This is a genomic window from Actinomadura graeca, from assembly GCF_019175365.1.
GTDB lineage: Bacteria > Actinomycetota > Actinomycetes > Streptosporangiales > Streptosporangiaceae > Spirillospora > Spirillospora graeca.
Genome location: NZ_CP059572.1, coordinates 4,265,911 through 4,279,054 on the forward strand (window position 1 = coordinate 4,265,911; position 13,144 = coordinate 4,279,054).

Annotated in this window: 20 protein-coding genes; 16 read left to right on the forward strand and 4 right to left on the reverse strand. The window is 67.1% G+C overall.

The window, feature by feature from the left end:
* The first annotated feature begins 285 nt into the window (after positions 1 to 285).
* A complete protein-coding gene (locus AGRA3207_RS18720; RefSeq protein ID WP_231336011.1) occupies positions 286 to 1,518 on the forward strand; it encodes a L,D-transpeptidase in 1,233 nt (410 codons plus the stop codon).
* Between the two features lie 230 nt (positions 1,519 to 1,748).
* The gene (locus AGRA3207_RS18725; RefSeq protein WP_231336012.1) at positions 1,749 to 3,152 is read left to right on the forward strand and encodes an eCIS core domain-containing protein; all 1,404 of its coding nucleotides are present in this window, start codon (positions 1,749 to 1,751) and stop codon (positions 3,150 to 3,152) included.
* A 1-nt stretch (position 3,153) separates the two neighbouring features.
* On the opposite strand, the gene AGRA3207_RS18730 is transcribed toward AGRA3207_RS18725, so the two are convergent.
* Both AGRA3207_RS18730 and AGRA3207_RS18735 read right to left on the reverse strand, forming a co-directional pair.
* Positions 3,154 to 3,492, reverse strand: coding sequence for a hypothetical protein (locus AGRA3207_RS18730; protein ID WP_231336013.1), 339 nt, complete (start codon positions 3,490 to 3,492; stop codon positions 3,154 to 3,156).
* Positions 3,471 to 3,815 (reverse strand): ATP-binding protein, encoded by a 345-nt coding sequence (locus tag AGRA3207_RS18735; protein WP_231336014.1) that lies wholly within the window; start codon positions 3,813 to 3,815, stop codon positions 3,471 to 3,473. Before AGRA3207_RS18735 ends, AGRA3207_RS18730 begins: the two co-directional genes overlap by 22 nt.
* Positions 3,816 to 3,999: 184 nt before the next feature.
* On the opposite strand from AGRA3207_RS18735, the gene AGRA3207_RS18740 reads away from it, so the two are divergent.
* From AGRA3207_RS18740 to AGRA3207_RS18785, 10 genes are all read left to right on the forward strand, one after another.
* The gene (locus AGRA3207_RS18740) at positions 4,000 to 4,806 is read left to right on the forward strand and encodes a helix-turn-helix domain-containing protein (RefSeq protein WP_231336015.1); all 807 of its coding nucleotides are present in this window, start codon (positions 4,000 to 4,002) and stop codon (positions 4,804 to 4,806) included.
* Entirely contained in the window at positions 4,806 to 4,982 is a 177-nt protein-coding gene (locus AGRA3207_RS18745; RefSeq protein WP_231336016.1) for a DUF397 domain-containing protein, read from the forward strand. The genes AGRA3207_RS18740 and AGRA3207_RS18745 overlap by 1 nt, the downstream gene beginning before the upstream one ends.
* Positions 4,979 to 5,164: a DUF397 domain-containing protein gene (locus AGRA3207_RS18750; protein WP_231336017.1), complete on the forward strand. Its 186-nt coding sequence runs from the start codon at positions 4,979 to 4,981 to the stop codon at positions 5,162 to 5,164. Before AGRA3207_RS18745 ends, AGRA3207_RS18750 begins: the two co-directional genes overlap by 4 nt.
* Positions 5,165 to 5,172: 8 nt before the next feature.
* Positions 5,173 to 5,361, forward strand: a complete 189-nt coding sequence (locus AGRA3207_RS18755; RefSeq protein ID WP_231336018.1) for a DUF397 domain-containing protein — start codon at positions 5,173 to 5,175, stop codon at positions 5,359 to 5,361.
* A gap of 9 nt (positions 5,362 to 5,370) precedes the next feature.
* A complete protein-coding gene (locus tag AGRA3207_RS18760; protein ID WP_231336019.1) occupies positions 5,371 to 5,553 on the forward strand; it encodes a DUF397 domain-containing protein in 183 nt (60 codons plus the stop codon).
* Entirely contained in the window at positions 5,550 to 5,726 is a 177-nt protein-coding gene (locus tag AGRA3207_RS18765) for a DUF397 domain-containing protein (protein WP_231336020.1), read from the forward strand. The genes AGRA3207_RS18760 and AGRA3207_RS18765 overlap by 4 nt, the downstream gene beginning before the upstream one ends.
* A gap of 131 nt (positions 5,727 to 5,857) precedes the next feature.
* Positions 5,858 to 6,154, forward strand: a complete 297-nt coding sequence (locus AGRA3207_RS18770) for a hypothetical protein (RefSeq protein ID WP_231336021.1) — start codon at positions 5,858 to 5,860, stop codon at positions 6,152 to 6,154.
* A gap of 224 nt (positions 6,155 to 6,378) precedes the next feature.
* Positions 6,379 to 7,749: a S41 family peptidase gene (locus tag AGRA3207_RS18775; protein ID WP_231336022.1), complete on the forward strand. Its 1,371-nt coding sequence runs from the start codon at positions 6,379 to 6,381 to the stop codon at positions 7,747 to 7,749.
* A gap of 140 nt (positions 7,750 to 7,889) precedes the next feature.
* Positions 7,890 to 8,561 carry a hypothetical protein gene (locus tag AGRA3207_RS18780; protein WP_231336023.1) on the forward strand — a complete coding sequence of 224 codons (672 nt, stop codon included), beginning with the start codon at positions 7,890 to 7,892 and terminating at the stop codon, positions 8,559 to 8,561.
* 112 nt (positions 8,562 to 8,673) lie between these two features.
* Positions 8,674 to 9,351 carry a hypothetical protein gene (locus tag AGRA3207_RS18785; RefSeq protein WP_231336024.1) on the forward strand — a complete coding sequence of 226 codons (678 nt, stop codon included), beginning with the start codon at positions 8,674 to 8,676 and terminating at the stop codon, positions 9,349 to 9,351.
* 86 nt (positions 9,352 to 9,437) lie between these two features.
* On the opposite strand, the gene AGRA3207_RS18790 is transcribed toward AGRA3207_RS18785, so the two are convergent.
* Positions 9,438 to 9,779: an XRE family transcriptional regulator gene (locus AGRA3207_RS18790; protein ID WP_231336025.1), complete on the reverse strand. Its 342-nt coding sequence runs from the start codon at positions 9,777 to 9,779 to the stop codon at positions 9,438 to 9,440.
* On the reverse strand, positions 9,779 to 10,168 hold the full coding sequence (locus AGRA3207_RS18795; protein ID WP_231336026.1) for a type II toxin-antitoxin system RelE/ParE family toxin: 390 nt from the start codon (positions 10,166 to 10,168) through the stop codon (positions 9,779 to 9,781). The genes AGRA3207_RS18790 and AGRA3207_RS18795 overlap by 1 nt, the downstream gene beginning before the upstream one ends.
* Before the next feature lie 73 nt (positions 10,169 to 10,241).
* Between AGRA3207_RS18795 and AGRA3207_RS18800 the strand changes: the two genes are divergently transcribed.
* The 4 genes from AGRA3207_RS18800 to AGRA3207_RS18815 all read left to right on the forward strand — a co-directional run bounded on the left by AGRA3207_RS18800 (position 10,242) and on the right by AGRA3207_RS18815 (position 13,140).
* The gene (locus AGRA3207_RS18800; protein ID WP_231336027.1) at positions 10,242 to 11,474 is read left to right on the forward strand and encodes an nSTAND1 domain-containing NTPase; all 1,233 of its coding nucleotides are present in this window, start codon (positions 10,242 to 10,244) and stop codon (positions 11,472 to 11,474) included.
* A gap of 213 nt (positions 11,475 to 11,687) precedes the next feature.
* Positions 11,688 to 12,014: a PadR family transcriptional regulator gene (locus AGRA3207_RS18805; protein WP_231336028.1), complete on the forward strand. Its 327-nt coding sequence runs from the start codon at positions 11,688 to 11,690 to the stop codon at positions 12,012 to 12,014.
* Positions 12,014 to 12,829 carry a hypothetical protein gene (locus tag AGRA3207_RS18810; protein WP_231336029.1) on the forward strand — a complete coding sequence of 272 codons (816 nt, stop codon included), beginning with the start codon at positions 12,014 to 12,016 and terminating at the stop codon, positions 12,827 to 12,829. The genes AGRA3207_RS18805 and AGRA3207_RS18810 overlap by 1 nt, the downstream gene beginning before the upstream one ends.
* The gene (locus AGRA3207_RS18815; protein ID WP_231336030.1) at positions 12,829 to 13,140 is read left to right on the forward strand and encodes a hypothetical protein; all 312 of its coding nucleotides are present in this window, start codon (positions 12,829 to 12,831) and stop codon (positions 13,138 to 13,140) included. The genes AGRA3207_RS18810 and AGRA3207_RS18815 overlap by 1 nt, the downstream gene beginning before the upstream one ends.
* The last annotated feature ends 4 nt before the right edge of the window (positions 13,141 to 13,144 follow it).

Here is a 13,144-nt window from a genome sequence, read left to right on the forward strand (position 1 = left end):
CAATCTTCCTTTCAATTCACCCGGCCGCGCCTTTGCCACCCCACTTATCCGCAATTGCTCCAAGCGGTCCGCCCGGCCGTGGTCCCGCACTCCGGCGCGACACGGCCAGAGAAAGATCCGAGAACCCCCCACCGGCCGCGAACCTTCCGGGCACCATGGGCGTCACACACGATCGGACGCGTAGTCCGGCCCCCGACCTGCGGTGGTCGGGAATAAGGCCCGTTCCGTAGGCGATCTTGTTGCGGGCCCCGCCATCGGGGCCCGTGCGGCTGATGAAGGAGAACGGTGCGAGGTAAGACCTTGGTGATGGCGCTGGTCCTCGGACTGGCGACGGCGTGCGGCGGCGGCGGGGGAACGGGCGGCGCGTCCGCCGAGGGCGGGGCGGACGGCACGCCCAAGGTCTCGATCACCCCCGCGAACGGCGACGGGCGCGCCCGCCCCGACGAGGGCGTGACCGTCACGTCCTCGGGCGGCAGGCTCGGGCAGGTCTCGGTGAAGCTCAAGGGCGCCGAGATCCCCGGGACGCTCTCCCCGGACAAGATGAGCTGGCGTTCGTCCTGGACCCTCGCCCCCGGCGGCCGCTACCAGGTGTCGGCGACGGCGACGTCACCCAAGGGCAAGTCCACCACCGCCACCAGCGCCTTCCGCACTGCCAGGACCACGGCCGCGACCACCGTCAACAATGTCGTCCCGAGCCCGAACGAGACGGTCGGCACGGGGATGCCGGTCTTCGTCCAGTTCAACAAGGAGGTGCCGGTCAAGGCGCGTCCCGCCGTCGAGCGGGCCATCGAGATCTCCTCGACCGTCCCCACCGAGGGCGCCTGGCGCTGGCTGAGCGCGGGCGAATCGTTCAACGGCCTGCCCTCGGTCGTCTTCCGCCCGAGCCGCCCCTGGGCCCCGCACCAGCGCGTGACGGTCACCGTCCACTACGCCGGGCTGAAGATCGGCGACAACGTCTTCGGTGACAAAGACGTGACCCGCAGGTTCCGCATCGGTGACTCCCACACCATCAGCGTCAGCGCGAAGACCCACCGGCTCGTCATCCGGAAGAACGGCCAGGTCATCCGCAAATGGGGCGTCAGCCTCGGCGCGGGCGGCGACGTCCAGTCCGACGGCGTCGACCACCTGCTCACCACCAGCGGCGTCCACCTCACCATGGACCGCAGCCGCCTGGAGCGCATGCGCCCGCCCGGCAAGAAGAAGGGCGACCCCGGCTGGTACGACGAGCAGGTCCCCTGGGCCACCCGCATCTCCAACAGCGGCGAGTACATCCACCAGAACATGGACGACCCGTCCTGCCTCGGGAACCGCAACTGCAGCCACGGCTGCGTCCGCTCGCCCGCGAACGACGCCCAGTGGTTCTTCAACTGGGCCTACCGCGGCGACCTCGTCACCATCACCGGCACCAAGCGCAGCCTCCAGTGGACGAACGGCTGGGGCTACTGGCAGCTCTCCTTCGCCAAATGGGCCAAGGGCAGCACCCTGGGCAAGCCGGTCACCACCACCAAGGGCGCCTGACGTCCCACCGGTGCCCGTCCGGCCCGCGACGCCTGCCCCTCCGCCTCTTGTCCGGTTTCCCGGTGATCATATAGACCATCGGGATGAATAGGACACAGACTCCCAAACAAACCGTCACCACGGGACAACACATCCCGGCACCCGGAAGCCGCGATTCGCCGAAGGGGAACCCCTCGCCAGAGGGAATCCTCGCGTTACAGAGCGCCGCAGGGAACGCAGCGGTCGTCCAGATGCTGCGCGAGGCCGGGACGAGGGACGCGGTCCAGCGCTCGACGGTCCATGACGTCCTGCGGAGCGGCGGCCGCCCCTTGGACGACGCCACCCGCACGGACATGGAGGCCCGGCTCGGAGCCGACTTCTCCGACGTGCGCGTCCACACCGGCGCCGCGGCGACGGCCTCCGCGGCGGGGCTGGGCGCCCGCGCCTACACCTCCGGCGACCACGTCGTCCTGGGGGCCGGGGGCGGGGACAGGCTGACCCTGGCCCACGAGCTCACGCACGTGATCCAACAGCGCCAGGGACCCGTCGCGGGCACCGACACCGGCTCGGGCCTCAGAGTCTCCGACCCCGGCGACCGCTTCGAGCGAGAGGCCGAGGCGACCGCCCGCCGGGTCATGGCGACCACGCCGGGCACCACCGTCGCCCACGAACACGCCCACGGGTACGCCGCGGCCGTCATCCAGCGCGCCCCCTACAAACAGGTCTCCCAGAAGGCGGCCCAGCGCCTCGCCCTGGCGGAACAGGTCGTCAACGAGGTCAAGGCACTCGTCCCGCAGGGAGGCAATCAGCGGTACGGCCTGATGCAGACGCTGATGAACTCACGAATGCGCTACATGGTCATGAGCAAGGCCGAGTTCTGGGACGGCGTACCGCCAGGCGCCGATCCCGCCGACCTGACCGTGGCGAAAGCACAGCACGCACGAGGGGGGAACTGCTCCGAGCAGGCGGTGATGGCCTTTTCCCTTCTCCGGCAGAAGGCATCCCACGACCGCATCAGGATGGTGAACGTCATCGGCGTCGACCATGCGTTCGTGCTCATCGGCGACGACAACGAGGGGGGCGAATCGGACTGGGCCGTCGCCGACCCCTGGCCTGTGTTCGCCAGGGCGTGCCTGTGGGAGGACCACTTCCTCAACGCTCCGTTCTCGGAGCTCAACCTCCACGGCGACGTCATGTCCAACGGCGGCACCCAGGCCCCGGGACTGGCCCAGCAGATCCGGCTCAACTGGGCCGGCCAGTACGTCGTGAACTGGAGCCTCGCCACCTACCAGAACATGACCGGCGCCGACCTGGCCGCCGTCCTCCAGCGGAACGGCTACGACATCGACCCGATGTCGTTCACCCCGGACGAGATCCTCGAAGGCGTCGACTTCTTCAACGCGGAGACCGGCCTCCAAGAGATCATCGACATGTCCGCAGCGAACCAGACCTTCGAGCCGCTGTCGCTGTGGTGCCTGGCGGAGGTCGGCCGGCCGATCGTCAGGACGATCGCGCAGAGCGTCCAGCCATGGCAGGCCACGCCGCAGCTCGTCTACCACGGCACCCAGGACGGTCTCGGCGACGAGCCGGAGCATGAGGTGTGGAACCAGCTCTACACGACCAATGACGCCGAGGGAATCACCTACTACCTCTGACTCACCCGGACGTGAACAGCCGCCGTTCCAGCATCCCGTCCACGTTCACGGCCGCCGCCGTCACGTCCCCGCACGGCCCGAGATAACCGGCCCGCCCCCGATGGACCTCACAAAAGGCCCACGACCCGCCGGGGGCGGCCCGGACACCCACCACCAGCCCGACGTTCTCGTCGTCCCCGCTTCCGTGGACCCACAGCATCGGCAGCCCCGAGACCTCGTACAACCGGACGCACCCGAGCCCACGCGCCGCGACCGCGACCGCCAGCGGCTCAAGCCGCCGCACCACCGCCCGATGCCGCCACCGCGCCCGCACCCGGCTCAGCACGGCAGCCTCGCCCACACCCACTTCCCGGACGGCTGCCCGACCGCGACCCCGCACCGCGACGCGAGCGCGAGCACGATGTGCAACCCGCGCCCCCCGTCCTCGTACCCCGGATCCAAGGCCCGCTCATCAGGCACGATGTCGTTCAGAGGCCGCATCACCGGCATCTCAGGCGACGAGTCCCACACGGCCAGGACCACGGCCCCCGTCTCCCGCGTGAGCCTGACCCGGATGTCCCGCCCCGGCGCACTCCGCACCGCGTTGGCGACGAGCTCCCCCGCGACCAGCTCGACGTCATCGACGACCCGATGCAGCCCCCACCCCTCCAGCCGAAACCGCACCAAACTCCGCACCACCCCCGGAGTAGTCCCCACCCCAACAAAACAAATGTCCAAATCGCCAATATAGGCCGCTTTGCTCCCCATCCCGTCCGCCTCTCCATTTCTGTGTTTCCGGGACAAGCGTGGCTGTGGAGAGTTAATTTCGGAAGGTTCGTGAAGCAGATGCAACAACGGAGGTTCACCGATGAGCCGCGCCGACTCGCTCCGCCCGGACTTCTCCCTCTGGGATCTCATAGCCGTTGAGCTGCACAGACAGCGCCAACTACACCGGATATCCGGCGCCGCACTAGCCGCCATACTCGATTGCGACCGCTCGACCGTCGCACGGTATGAATCGGGCGACGTCCAGCTCCCCATCGCCCGCGCGCGAGTCCTGGACAGGGAGTGGGGGACGCAGTATCTCTTCGAGAATCTGGTCAAACACGCGAAAAGCGCCCGGGACCTCGAATGGTGGGAGACTTTCAAGGAATACGAAAGACGATCTACCCTCATCAAGACCTACGAGCCCTCCCTGATTCCAGGGCTTCTCCAACGAGAGGGCTACGCTCGCGCCGTCTTCACCGCCAGCCGGAGGACGGACGCGGACGAGGCGGTGGCGGAACGTCTGGCCCGCCAGGAGATCCTCAACGGCCCGGACCCCTGCAAGCTCATGGCGATCATCGACACCGCCGCCGTCCTTCGTGTCTTCGGTGGAACGGATGTGATGCGCGATCAACTCAGCTACTTGCTGGAGGTCTCGGAGTGGCCCCACGTCTACCTGCGAGTGACCTCTGAGCAGCTCCTAGGTTACGGCGGCGTCGGGGGAGGATTTGCGATCATGCAGACGCCCACCGGCGACCTAGGCTTTGCGAACTACGGGTCCACGGGAAACATTTCGCTCGATCCCAGCGATATCCAGGAACAAGCGATACGGTATGACCAGATCGGCATGTCCTCGCTGAGCATCGAGGCGTCCCAGACCTTCATCGCCAGAGTATTGGACTCACTCTAATGAACGTTGAGTGGCGCAAATCCAGCGCATCGGACGATTACGGCAACTGCGTCGAACTAGGCGCCCTCCCCGACGCCGTCGCCATCAGAGACAGCAAGACACCGGAGAACGGCTACCTCACCCTCACACCGGCCACCTTCAACCGCCTCCTCACAACCCTGAAGCAGCTGCCATGACCACGTGGCGGACATCCAGCCACAGCGACGAGACGGGAGGCCACTGCGTGGAGGTCGCCCAACTTCCCGACACGCTCCTCGTCCGAGACAGCAAGGCACCAGACGACGACCGCCTCACCCTCACACCCTCGGCGTTCGCCACCCTCCTCACCCGAGTGAAGCACGACGAGGCAAACCTCTGAGGACCCCCATGACCACTCCCACATGGCGAAAGCCCAAGGCATCGGAAGACCACGGCAACTGCGTCGAGCTGGCCGCACTCCCCCACGCCGTCGCCATCAGAGACAGCAAAGCGCCGGACGGAGGTCGCCTCACCCTCACGCGCTCCACGTTCGCCACGCTCCTGACGCAGGTGAAGTGCACCCAGCAGAACCGATGAGGAAGAGCCATGAGCTCACCGGAATGGCAGAAGGCCAGTCACAGCGACGAGACGGGAGGCCACTGCGTGGAGGTCGCCCAACTTCCTGACACACGCCTCGTCCGGGACAGCAAAGCACCTGAGGACGGCCACCTCACCCTCACACCGGCCACCTTCAACCGCCTCCTCACAACCCTGAAGCAACTGCCATGACCAGGTGGCGGAAGTCCAGCCGAAGTAACACCCAGGGGAACGAGTGCGTCGAGGCCGCCAGTCTGAGCGGAGGCGTCGGTCTCAGGGACAGCAAGGCGCCGGACGGCGGTCACCTCACTCTGACACCGGCCGCGTTCGCCCGCCTTCTCACGGCACTCAAGCACCTGCCGTGACCACGCGTTGCGGGGCCGGTCACAGCAACGAGGCCAGGCGGTCAGGCATCCCCTCTTAACGGTAAGTACTCGTGCGACAACTCTCCGTGGATTATGGGAGGGCTCCACTCAGCTCCCGAACGGAGACGATCATGCGACACATCACGACCGCTCTGGCCGCCATCGCCGTCGCAGCGGCGGTGACCGCGACTTCGGCCACGCCCGCCCTGGCCGCCCGGGGAACCCTGACGGTCAGCGGCAACACCTACCACAACCCGGAGCGAGGCTGCTACATCGGCAAATTCAGGCCGTTGTCCGTCAACAACCAGACCAACGTCACCGTGCTGATCTACGACGGCATCAAATGCAACGGCAGGCTCATCGGCAGGCTGGGCATCGGCAGATCACACGTCTTCGAGTTCGGCAGCAGCGTCTACGTCCCCCGATAGAGCCGGACGAGTCTGAGCGGTCCGCGCGGTGGCACGACGGCTCGTGCCACCCGCGGCCCCTCGGACGCCCGTCGCGGCAAACATGAAGGAAACACTCGGTCCGGCATCCTCTGGCACTGTCCGCTCGACTCCCCGGTGCCAGAGGAGACCACAAGATGAAGTCCTTCCCGCCATTAGGCCGACGTCTCCAAGCGGCGGTGCTGGCGTGCGGCGGCGTGTTGGTGATGAGCACCGCGAGCGCTGCCGCGTCCTCGGCGAAGACGGCCGCCGCACCACCGGCATGCGGCGCGAACACCACACCGGCCAGCGGGGCGATGACGGGGCTCAGCACGATCGGGCAGGCGTACGACTGCGTCCTCACCGAGTTCTACGGCCGCAAGAAGCTGGACCACCGGACGCTTCTGGCCGCCGCGTTCGCCGGGCTCACCGAAGAGCTCAACCGGCGTGGGCTCGACCGCGCCGACGCGACCCTGCCGCCACTGTCCGGAGACCGCGCCGCCGACTGGGACGCCTTCGCCTCCGTGTACCGGCGGGTGGCCGCCTCACTGCCCGACGACCTGGCACTGAAACAGGCGGTGGCCGGTGCCGCCATCACCGGAATCGTGGCCAGCCTGCACGACAACCACTCCCGCTGGCTGGGAAAACAGCAGCCCCCCTCCGGTGGCGAGGCGTTCGGGCTGGGAATCACCACCTCGCCCGCGTACAGCATCACGTGGCGCGCCCCGCAGAAGGCACTGCCTCCGTTGTTCATCAGCGCCGTGACCGGGGGCCCGGCCGCCGGCCGGAGGCTGCGGCCCGGCGACGTCATCGAATTGGTCAACGGCGCTCCTCCGTTCGTGAATGGCTCCCTGACCACCGCCGTGATGGACCTGCTCAACCCGCAGGACGGCGATGCCCCCGTCCGGCTGAGACTGCGCCGCCCCGCGAGCGGACGCACCTGGACGACCACGCTGAGACCGCGACGCTTCACGCCCACGACCAAGGCCGTCACCTCGACGTTGCTGAAAGGCGACGTCGCTGTGGTCAAGCCGGAGAGTTTCGCGCGGCCCGGAACCGCCGACCAGGTGCTGGCCGCCATCGCCGCGCTCCGCAAGGACCGCAAGCTGCGCGGAGTCGTCCTCGACCTGCGCGGAACCGGCGGCGGCTCCCCCACCGAGGCCGTCCGGCTGCTCAGCGCGTTCACCCACGGCAAGGTCTGGAGCCACGACTGTGACGCGGACGACGTCTGCGCCGCCCAGCGCACCGACGACGGCGTCCCCTTGCTCAACCTGCCCCTCGCGGTGCTCACGGACGGCGCCTGCGCCTCGGCCTGCGACGCCTTCTCCGCCGCGGTGAAGGATCTGCACGTCGGACCCCTGATCGGCGCCCGCACCGCCGGCATGGTCTCCGGCCCGACCCGTCCCCACGAACTCGACGACGGCAGCCATCTGCTCCTGCCTCCGAGGTACAGCCTCGGCCCGAACCGGGAGATCATCAACGGCATCGGTGTCGCCCCCGACCACCACGTCCCCCGTACCGCCGAAGACCTCTCGGCCGGACGGGACCCCGCCCTCACCAAGGCCCTGTCCCTCTTGCGCGATGCTCACAATGTGTGACGATCTATGACGGAGGGTAGGCGAACTCGCGAACGGGTGCGTAGCGCGATGCGACCGGAGTCGTGCGTGCACAGATGCCCCAGGGCCGGACCCGGCCTCGGGGAGTCTCCACCCGAACGGATCCGACAGGAAGGAAGGTCATGAGCGACATCTACACTCTGACCCTGCACAACCAGTCAACGGACCCTCAGTGGACGTTCGCGGTCTACACCGTCAATCCGATCTCGGAGTCGAGCACGCAACTTCCCATTGCCTGGCTCACGAAGACTCTGAACTCGGGCAACAGCGTCACCTTCGAGTGGTCCCTCAACTATCAGGTCATGTTCGCCACTCAAGGCATCCAATCGGACGTCCAGTGGACGGAGTCCGCTTACCAGGACGTCGACGACAACTCCGCCGAAAACGCGGCGGAACTCGGCTATTCGCAGGGCGACTACACGTTCGAACTGGAGCCTGGGAAGCATTCGATCAAGCCCGGCGAGGTCTACATCGACACGGCTGGGAACGTTCCGAACTACTCCCCGGACACGGGGCCCAGTGTGGGACTGGCCATCATCGGTGGCGTGCAGGACGTGGAGCAATCTTTCGTACCGGCGATCGCGGGAGCCAGCGGCCCCAACCTGGCGCACACCTTCGACCTGCACCCGACCTACTACATCGACGCCGGGACCGCCGAGCAGGGAGTCATGGTCGACCTCACGACGCGGACCAAGAAGGCCGAGATCGAGTTCCAGCCCGGGGAGTTCTCTCAGGAGTGGACCCTGACCAAGGACAACAACTGGGTGCGTAACAAGAAGCCCGCACTCACCTGATTCCGCTAACGCCGGGCGAGGGCTTCCACTCTCGCCCGGCACCCCGTTCACCGGCGACGGTTCCCCATTCGTCCGCACGCGAGGGCCTGTCACCCGTTCCAGGAGAGCGGTCTTGGGAGACACGTACGCCCTCACCCTGTACAACCGCTCCCCGCAGCCCTCCCTCACCTTCGCCGTCTTCGCCGTCATGCCCGTGAAGAGCGGCCAGCGCGACGCCTCCAACGTCTATCCGCTGGTCTGGCTCGCCTGTCCGCTCAATGAAGGCAACCAGGTCACCTTCACCTGGACGCTCGACTTCTCCCTCGGCTTCGCCCGTCACGGCTGCCAGGAGGACCGGCCGTGGCGGAACGAAGGTGAACCGTTCCCCGTCAGGTACGACGACACCATCCTCAACAGCGCGCTCCTCGACCACCCGAACGACGACTACACATTCACCCGGCCGGAGAAGGCGCACCCGATCCGCCCCCCGAGGATCTACCTCGACACGACCGGGCTGATCCCGCCGTGGACACTCGAGGACGGGCCCTCCGTGGGCCTGGCCATCGTGGGCGGCGAGCAGGACGAGACGCCCGAGCCGACGCCGGCGATCGTCACCGACAGCGGACCCGACCTGCTGCACACGTTCGATCTGGACCCCGCCTACTACATCCACGCAGGCCAGGACCCGGCCCGCACCATGGTCGCGCTCGACACCGTCACGACCTTCCAGCAGGTGACGTTCCCAACCCAGCCGTGCGAGCAGTGGACCCTGGACGCATCCAACAACTGGCTCCACGGCCCCCCACACTGACCACCACCCCGCCGACCCCGACCCCGGCCCCGTGCTCTGCGTCCGGCTCATGAACGCGCCGCCAAGGTGGATGTGGGCGACTGCGGTCAGGGTCCTGATTCGGGATAATCGCTGTCGCCGATGACGAGTTTCTCGTCTCCGAAGTCGGCGACGATCTCCAGACGTCCCCCGAGAGCCGCAACATAGGCAGCCAGTGTGCCCAGCTCGGCCCGACCGAGGCTGCCGCGCTCAATGGCGCTGACCCGCGATTGGGTGACTCCCATCGAGGCCGCGATGTCCTTCTGGGTGAGCTGCCGACGCCTTCTCGCCTCGGCGAGTCGATGTGCACGCTCCTCAGCGAGGAGCCTGTTCCTGCGGCGAGCGACCTCCGCCTTGTCGTCGGGGCCGACGAGAAGCTCGTCGCGTAGATCCTCCCACTCGACACCCATCAGCTCTTCCCTTTCTCCTGACCTCGACCTTCGGCGAGCTCCTCTAGATGGGCCGCGTAGCGCTTCTCGGCAATAGGGATTGCTTCCTTGTACCAGCCGTTCCAGTCACTGGACTTGTCTCCCCCGACTAAAAGGATCGCGTCTCGCACCGGATCGAACGCAAAAAGTATCCGTACTTCAGAGCTGCCCAGGGAACCCGGCCTGAGCTCCTTCAAGTTCGGCAACGTTGAACCGCGCAGTGTGTCGACCAGTGGACGGCCGAGAGCCGGGCCCCGCAACTGGAGGACGTCGATCGCGGCCGAGATGGACAGCAGGGTGTCCCGGTCGCTCCCCCGCAGCCCATGGAGCCAGTCACGCACCTCGTCCACCAAGACGATCTTCCATGTCACCGCTGGCCTCCTACTACAACATGAGCATTGTACAATGCTTGTGTTGTAGTCGTCCACCTGGCAAGCTGGACACGTGACCACCGCCGATGAGCTCCCACAGAGGCGAGCCCTGGTCAGGGGAGCCTTCAGCCCTGCCCGGCCGATTACCGACCGAGCCCTTTTCGCAGGCCGCATCGAACAGATGCGCACGCTGATCGAAGTGATCAACCAGCCAGGGCAACATGCGATCATCTATGGCGAGCGCGGAGTGGGCAAGACGTCCCTCGCCCGGGTCATGAAGATGATCCTGGAGACGACCGCGTGGACCGTCGATTTCACGTGTTCCAGCACGGATACCTACGCAACGATCTGGCGAGAGATACTTTCCGGTTTCCCGCTGTCCGAGTCACAGCCGAAGACCGGCTTTCAACCCACCGGCAGAACCCAGACGTTCACCAAGCCGTTAGCCGCCTTACTCGGCGACACGAACCCGTCCCCCAATCAGGTTCGCCGCCTACTGGAAATGGTGAGCGAGGTCGACCGCACGGTCATCCTCATCGATGAGTTCGACAGGCCGGAAGACGCCAGATTCCAAACACTCTTCGCGGACACGATCAAGATCCTCTCCGACCATGGCATCAATGTGACGTTGCTTCTCCTCGGCGTGGGGGACACGGTCGGAGAATTGATCAAAGAACATGCCTCGATTCAGCGCGCCATCGTTCAGGTTCCCATGCCGCGTATGGGAAATGATGAACTTGAGCACATCGTACGACAAGGAATGAAAACGGCGAGTCTGTCGGTCGAGGACGACTTCGTCCAGAGGGTGGTGCGGCTGAGCCAGGGCCTACCTCACTACACGCATCTCATCAGTCAGCATGCCGGCCTGTGCGCGGTCGACGACGCACGCGACGTGGTGACCGTCGCCGACTATGAGTCAGGCGTCGCTGCCGCCCTTAAGGACGTCTCGCAGACGGTTCGCGAGCGCTACCACAACTCCACCTACAGCAAGCGGGAGACTCTGCACAAACAGGTCCTGCTGGCCTGCGCAGTGGCCTCGAAGGACGAGCTCGGCACCTTCGGCGCCGCGGACGTCCGTGAGCAGCTGCAAGAGATGACGGGCATCCGTTACGACATCTCCTCTTTCGCGAGCCACCTCAACGCCTTCTCGTCCACAGAGGGGCAGCGTGGCGGGATCCTCATCAAGAAGGGACCACCGGGGCGATTCAGGTACCGTTTCATCGATCCGCTGCTTCCGCCCTTCGTCGTCATGAGGGGGACGGTTGACGGCGTGGTCAACGCGAACGACCAAGCTGCGCCGCTCTGAACGAGGGCGGCACCGCGGCGGCTGCCTGGGCTATGTCGCCGGAGCGCACCTGGGGCCGTCAGGGCGGTCAACCGGGCATACCTGACAGCTCCGCGGACATGTGGCGGCTTGCGAACGTTCCACACCGCGTCCCCAAAGCAAGATCGACAAAGCAGCTTACCTAGTTAGAGATCTGATATGGACGAACGGCCCTACCCTTGTTAGAGTTCTAGCGTGGCTCTACGGATGACCTTGCAGACGCAGCTGGTGCTCCAGGCACTGCTGCGCGATCCCGCCCGCGAGCTCTACGGACGTGAGCTCTCCCAGCTGACCGGGCTGATGCCCGGCACCACGCATCCGATCCTGCTGCGGCTGGAGACCGAGGGCTGGGTCACCTCCCACAAGGAGGACATCGACCCGCGCGCGGAGAAGCGCCCCGCACGCCGGTACTACCGGCTCACCGCCAACGGCGCCGCGCAGGCCAGCGCCGCCCTGGCCGGTGCCCGCCGTCCCCTCGGCTCCGCCCTGCGCGGCCTGACCGAGGGCGGTGCGGCCTCCTGATGATCCTCTCCGACCGGCTCGAACTCGGAGCCTCCCTCAAGTTCGTCGTCCACAGCCTCGGCGTCGTGGCCTTACTCAGCCTCATCGGCACCCCGCTGGGCGCGGTCGTCGGCACCGCCCTCGACGCCGCCGACCTCGGCGGAGAGGACACCGGTACCGTCGCGGAGCAGTTCACGATCATCGCCGTGTGCGGCATCACCGGCGCGGCAGCGGGAAGCGCGATCAGTGCGATCGTGCTGACGTTCGGCGCCTTCGTCGAACGCTTCCGCGTCCGGATGGCATCGCTCTTCGAGCGCGCCAGCGGCGCCCTCACCATCGCCGTGGCCCAGTGCGGCGGCTACATCGCGCTCTCCACCTTCCTGCTGAGGAGGGACCTCGCCGACACCCTCGACGACACCTATCTCGGCAACCTCGTGCTGCTGGCCCTCCTGGGCGCCTCCATGGGCCTCGTGTTCGGTGTCGTCATCGGCATGCTCGGCGCGGCCGTCCTGGTCGCCGCCGTCCTGGTCCAGGTGCTGGCGGGTTTCCTCGGTTCGACGCTCACCCGCGCGAGGCCGACGGCCGCCGCGACGGACCTCGCCGACACCATGGACGATCCCTGGCCCATCCGGACCGCCGCGACGCTCATGCCCTCCGCTTACGGACGGCGGTGGCGCGACGACTTCGCCGAGGCCCGGTACGACTACGACCGCGGCGAGCATCCCCGGCTGCTCCGCGACTACCTCCTGCACGCCCCGGCGGCGATCGCCTGGGCCTGGATCGCGACCCTCCGCTGCCACTTCCCCGGCGCCACGAACACCTCGGGACGGCGATGATGACCACGCCCGCCGACGTCAAGCCCGCCGCGTCCGGCCGAGGGGTCTCCTTCGGCCTGGCCGCGACCATCCTGGCGATCCCCACGGGAATCGCGTTCATCAATCCGGATCTGGCGGTCGTCCTCGCCAGTGCCGAACTCGCCCTCATGCTCACCGTCCTGGTCACCGCGGTTTTCGCGCCGCGCACCGTCAGCGAGCGCGCCTTCCGCCTGCTGCGCTGGATGACCGGCCATCCCGAACCGGCCCGGCCCGCCGAGGCCCAAGCGGAAGAACCGGCGGCCCCTGGCCCGGCGCGGGCTGAGTGGCGATAGTGGG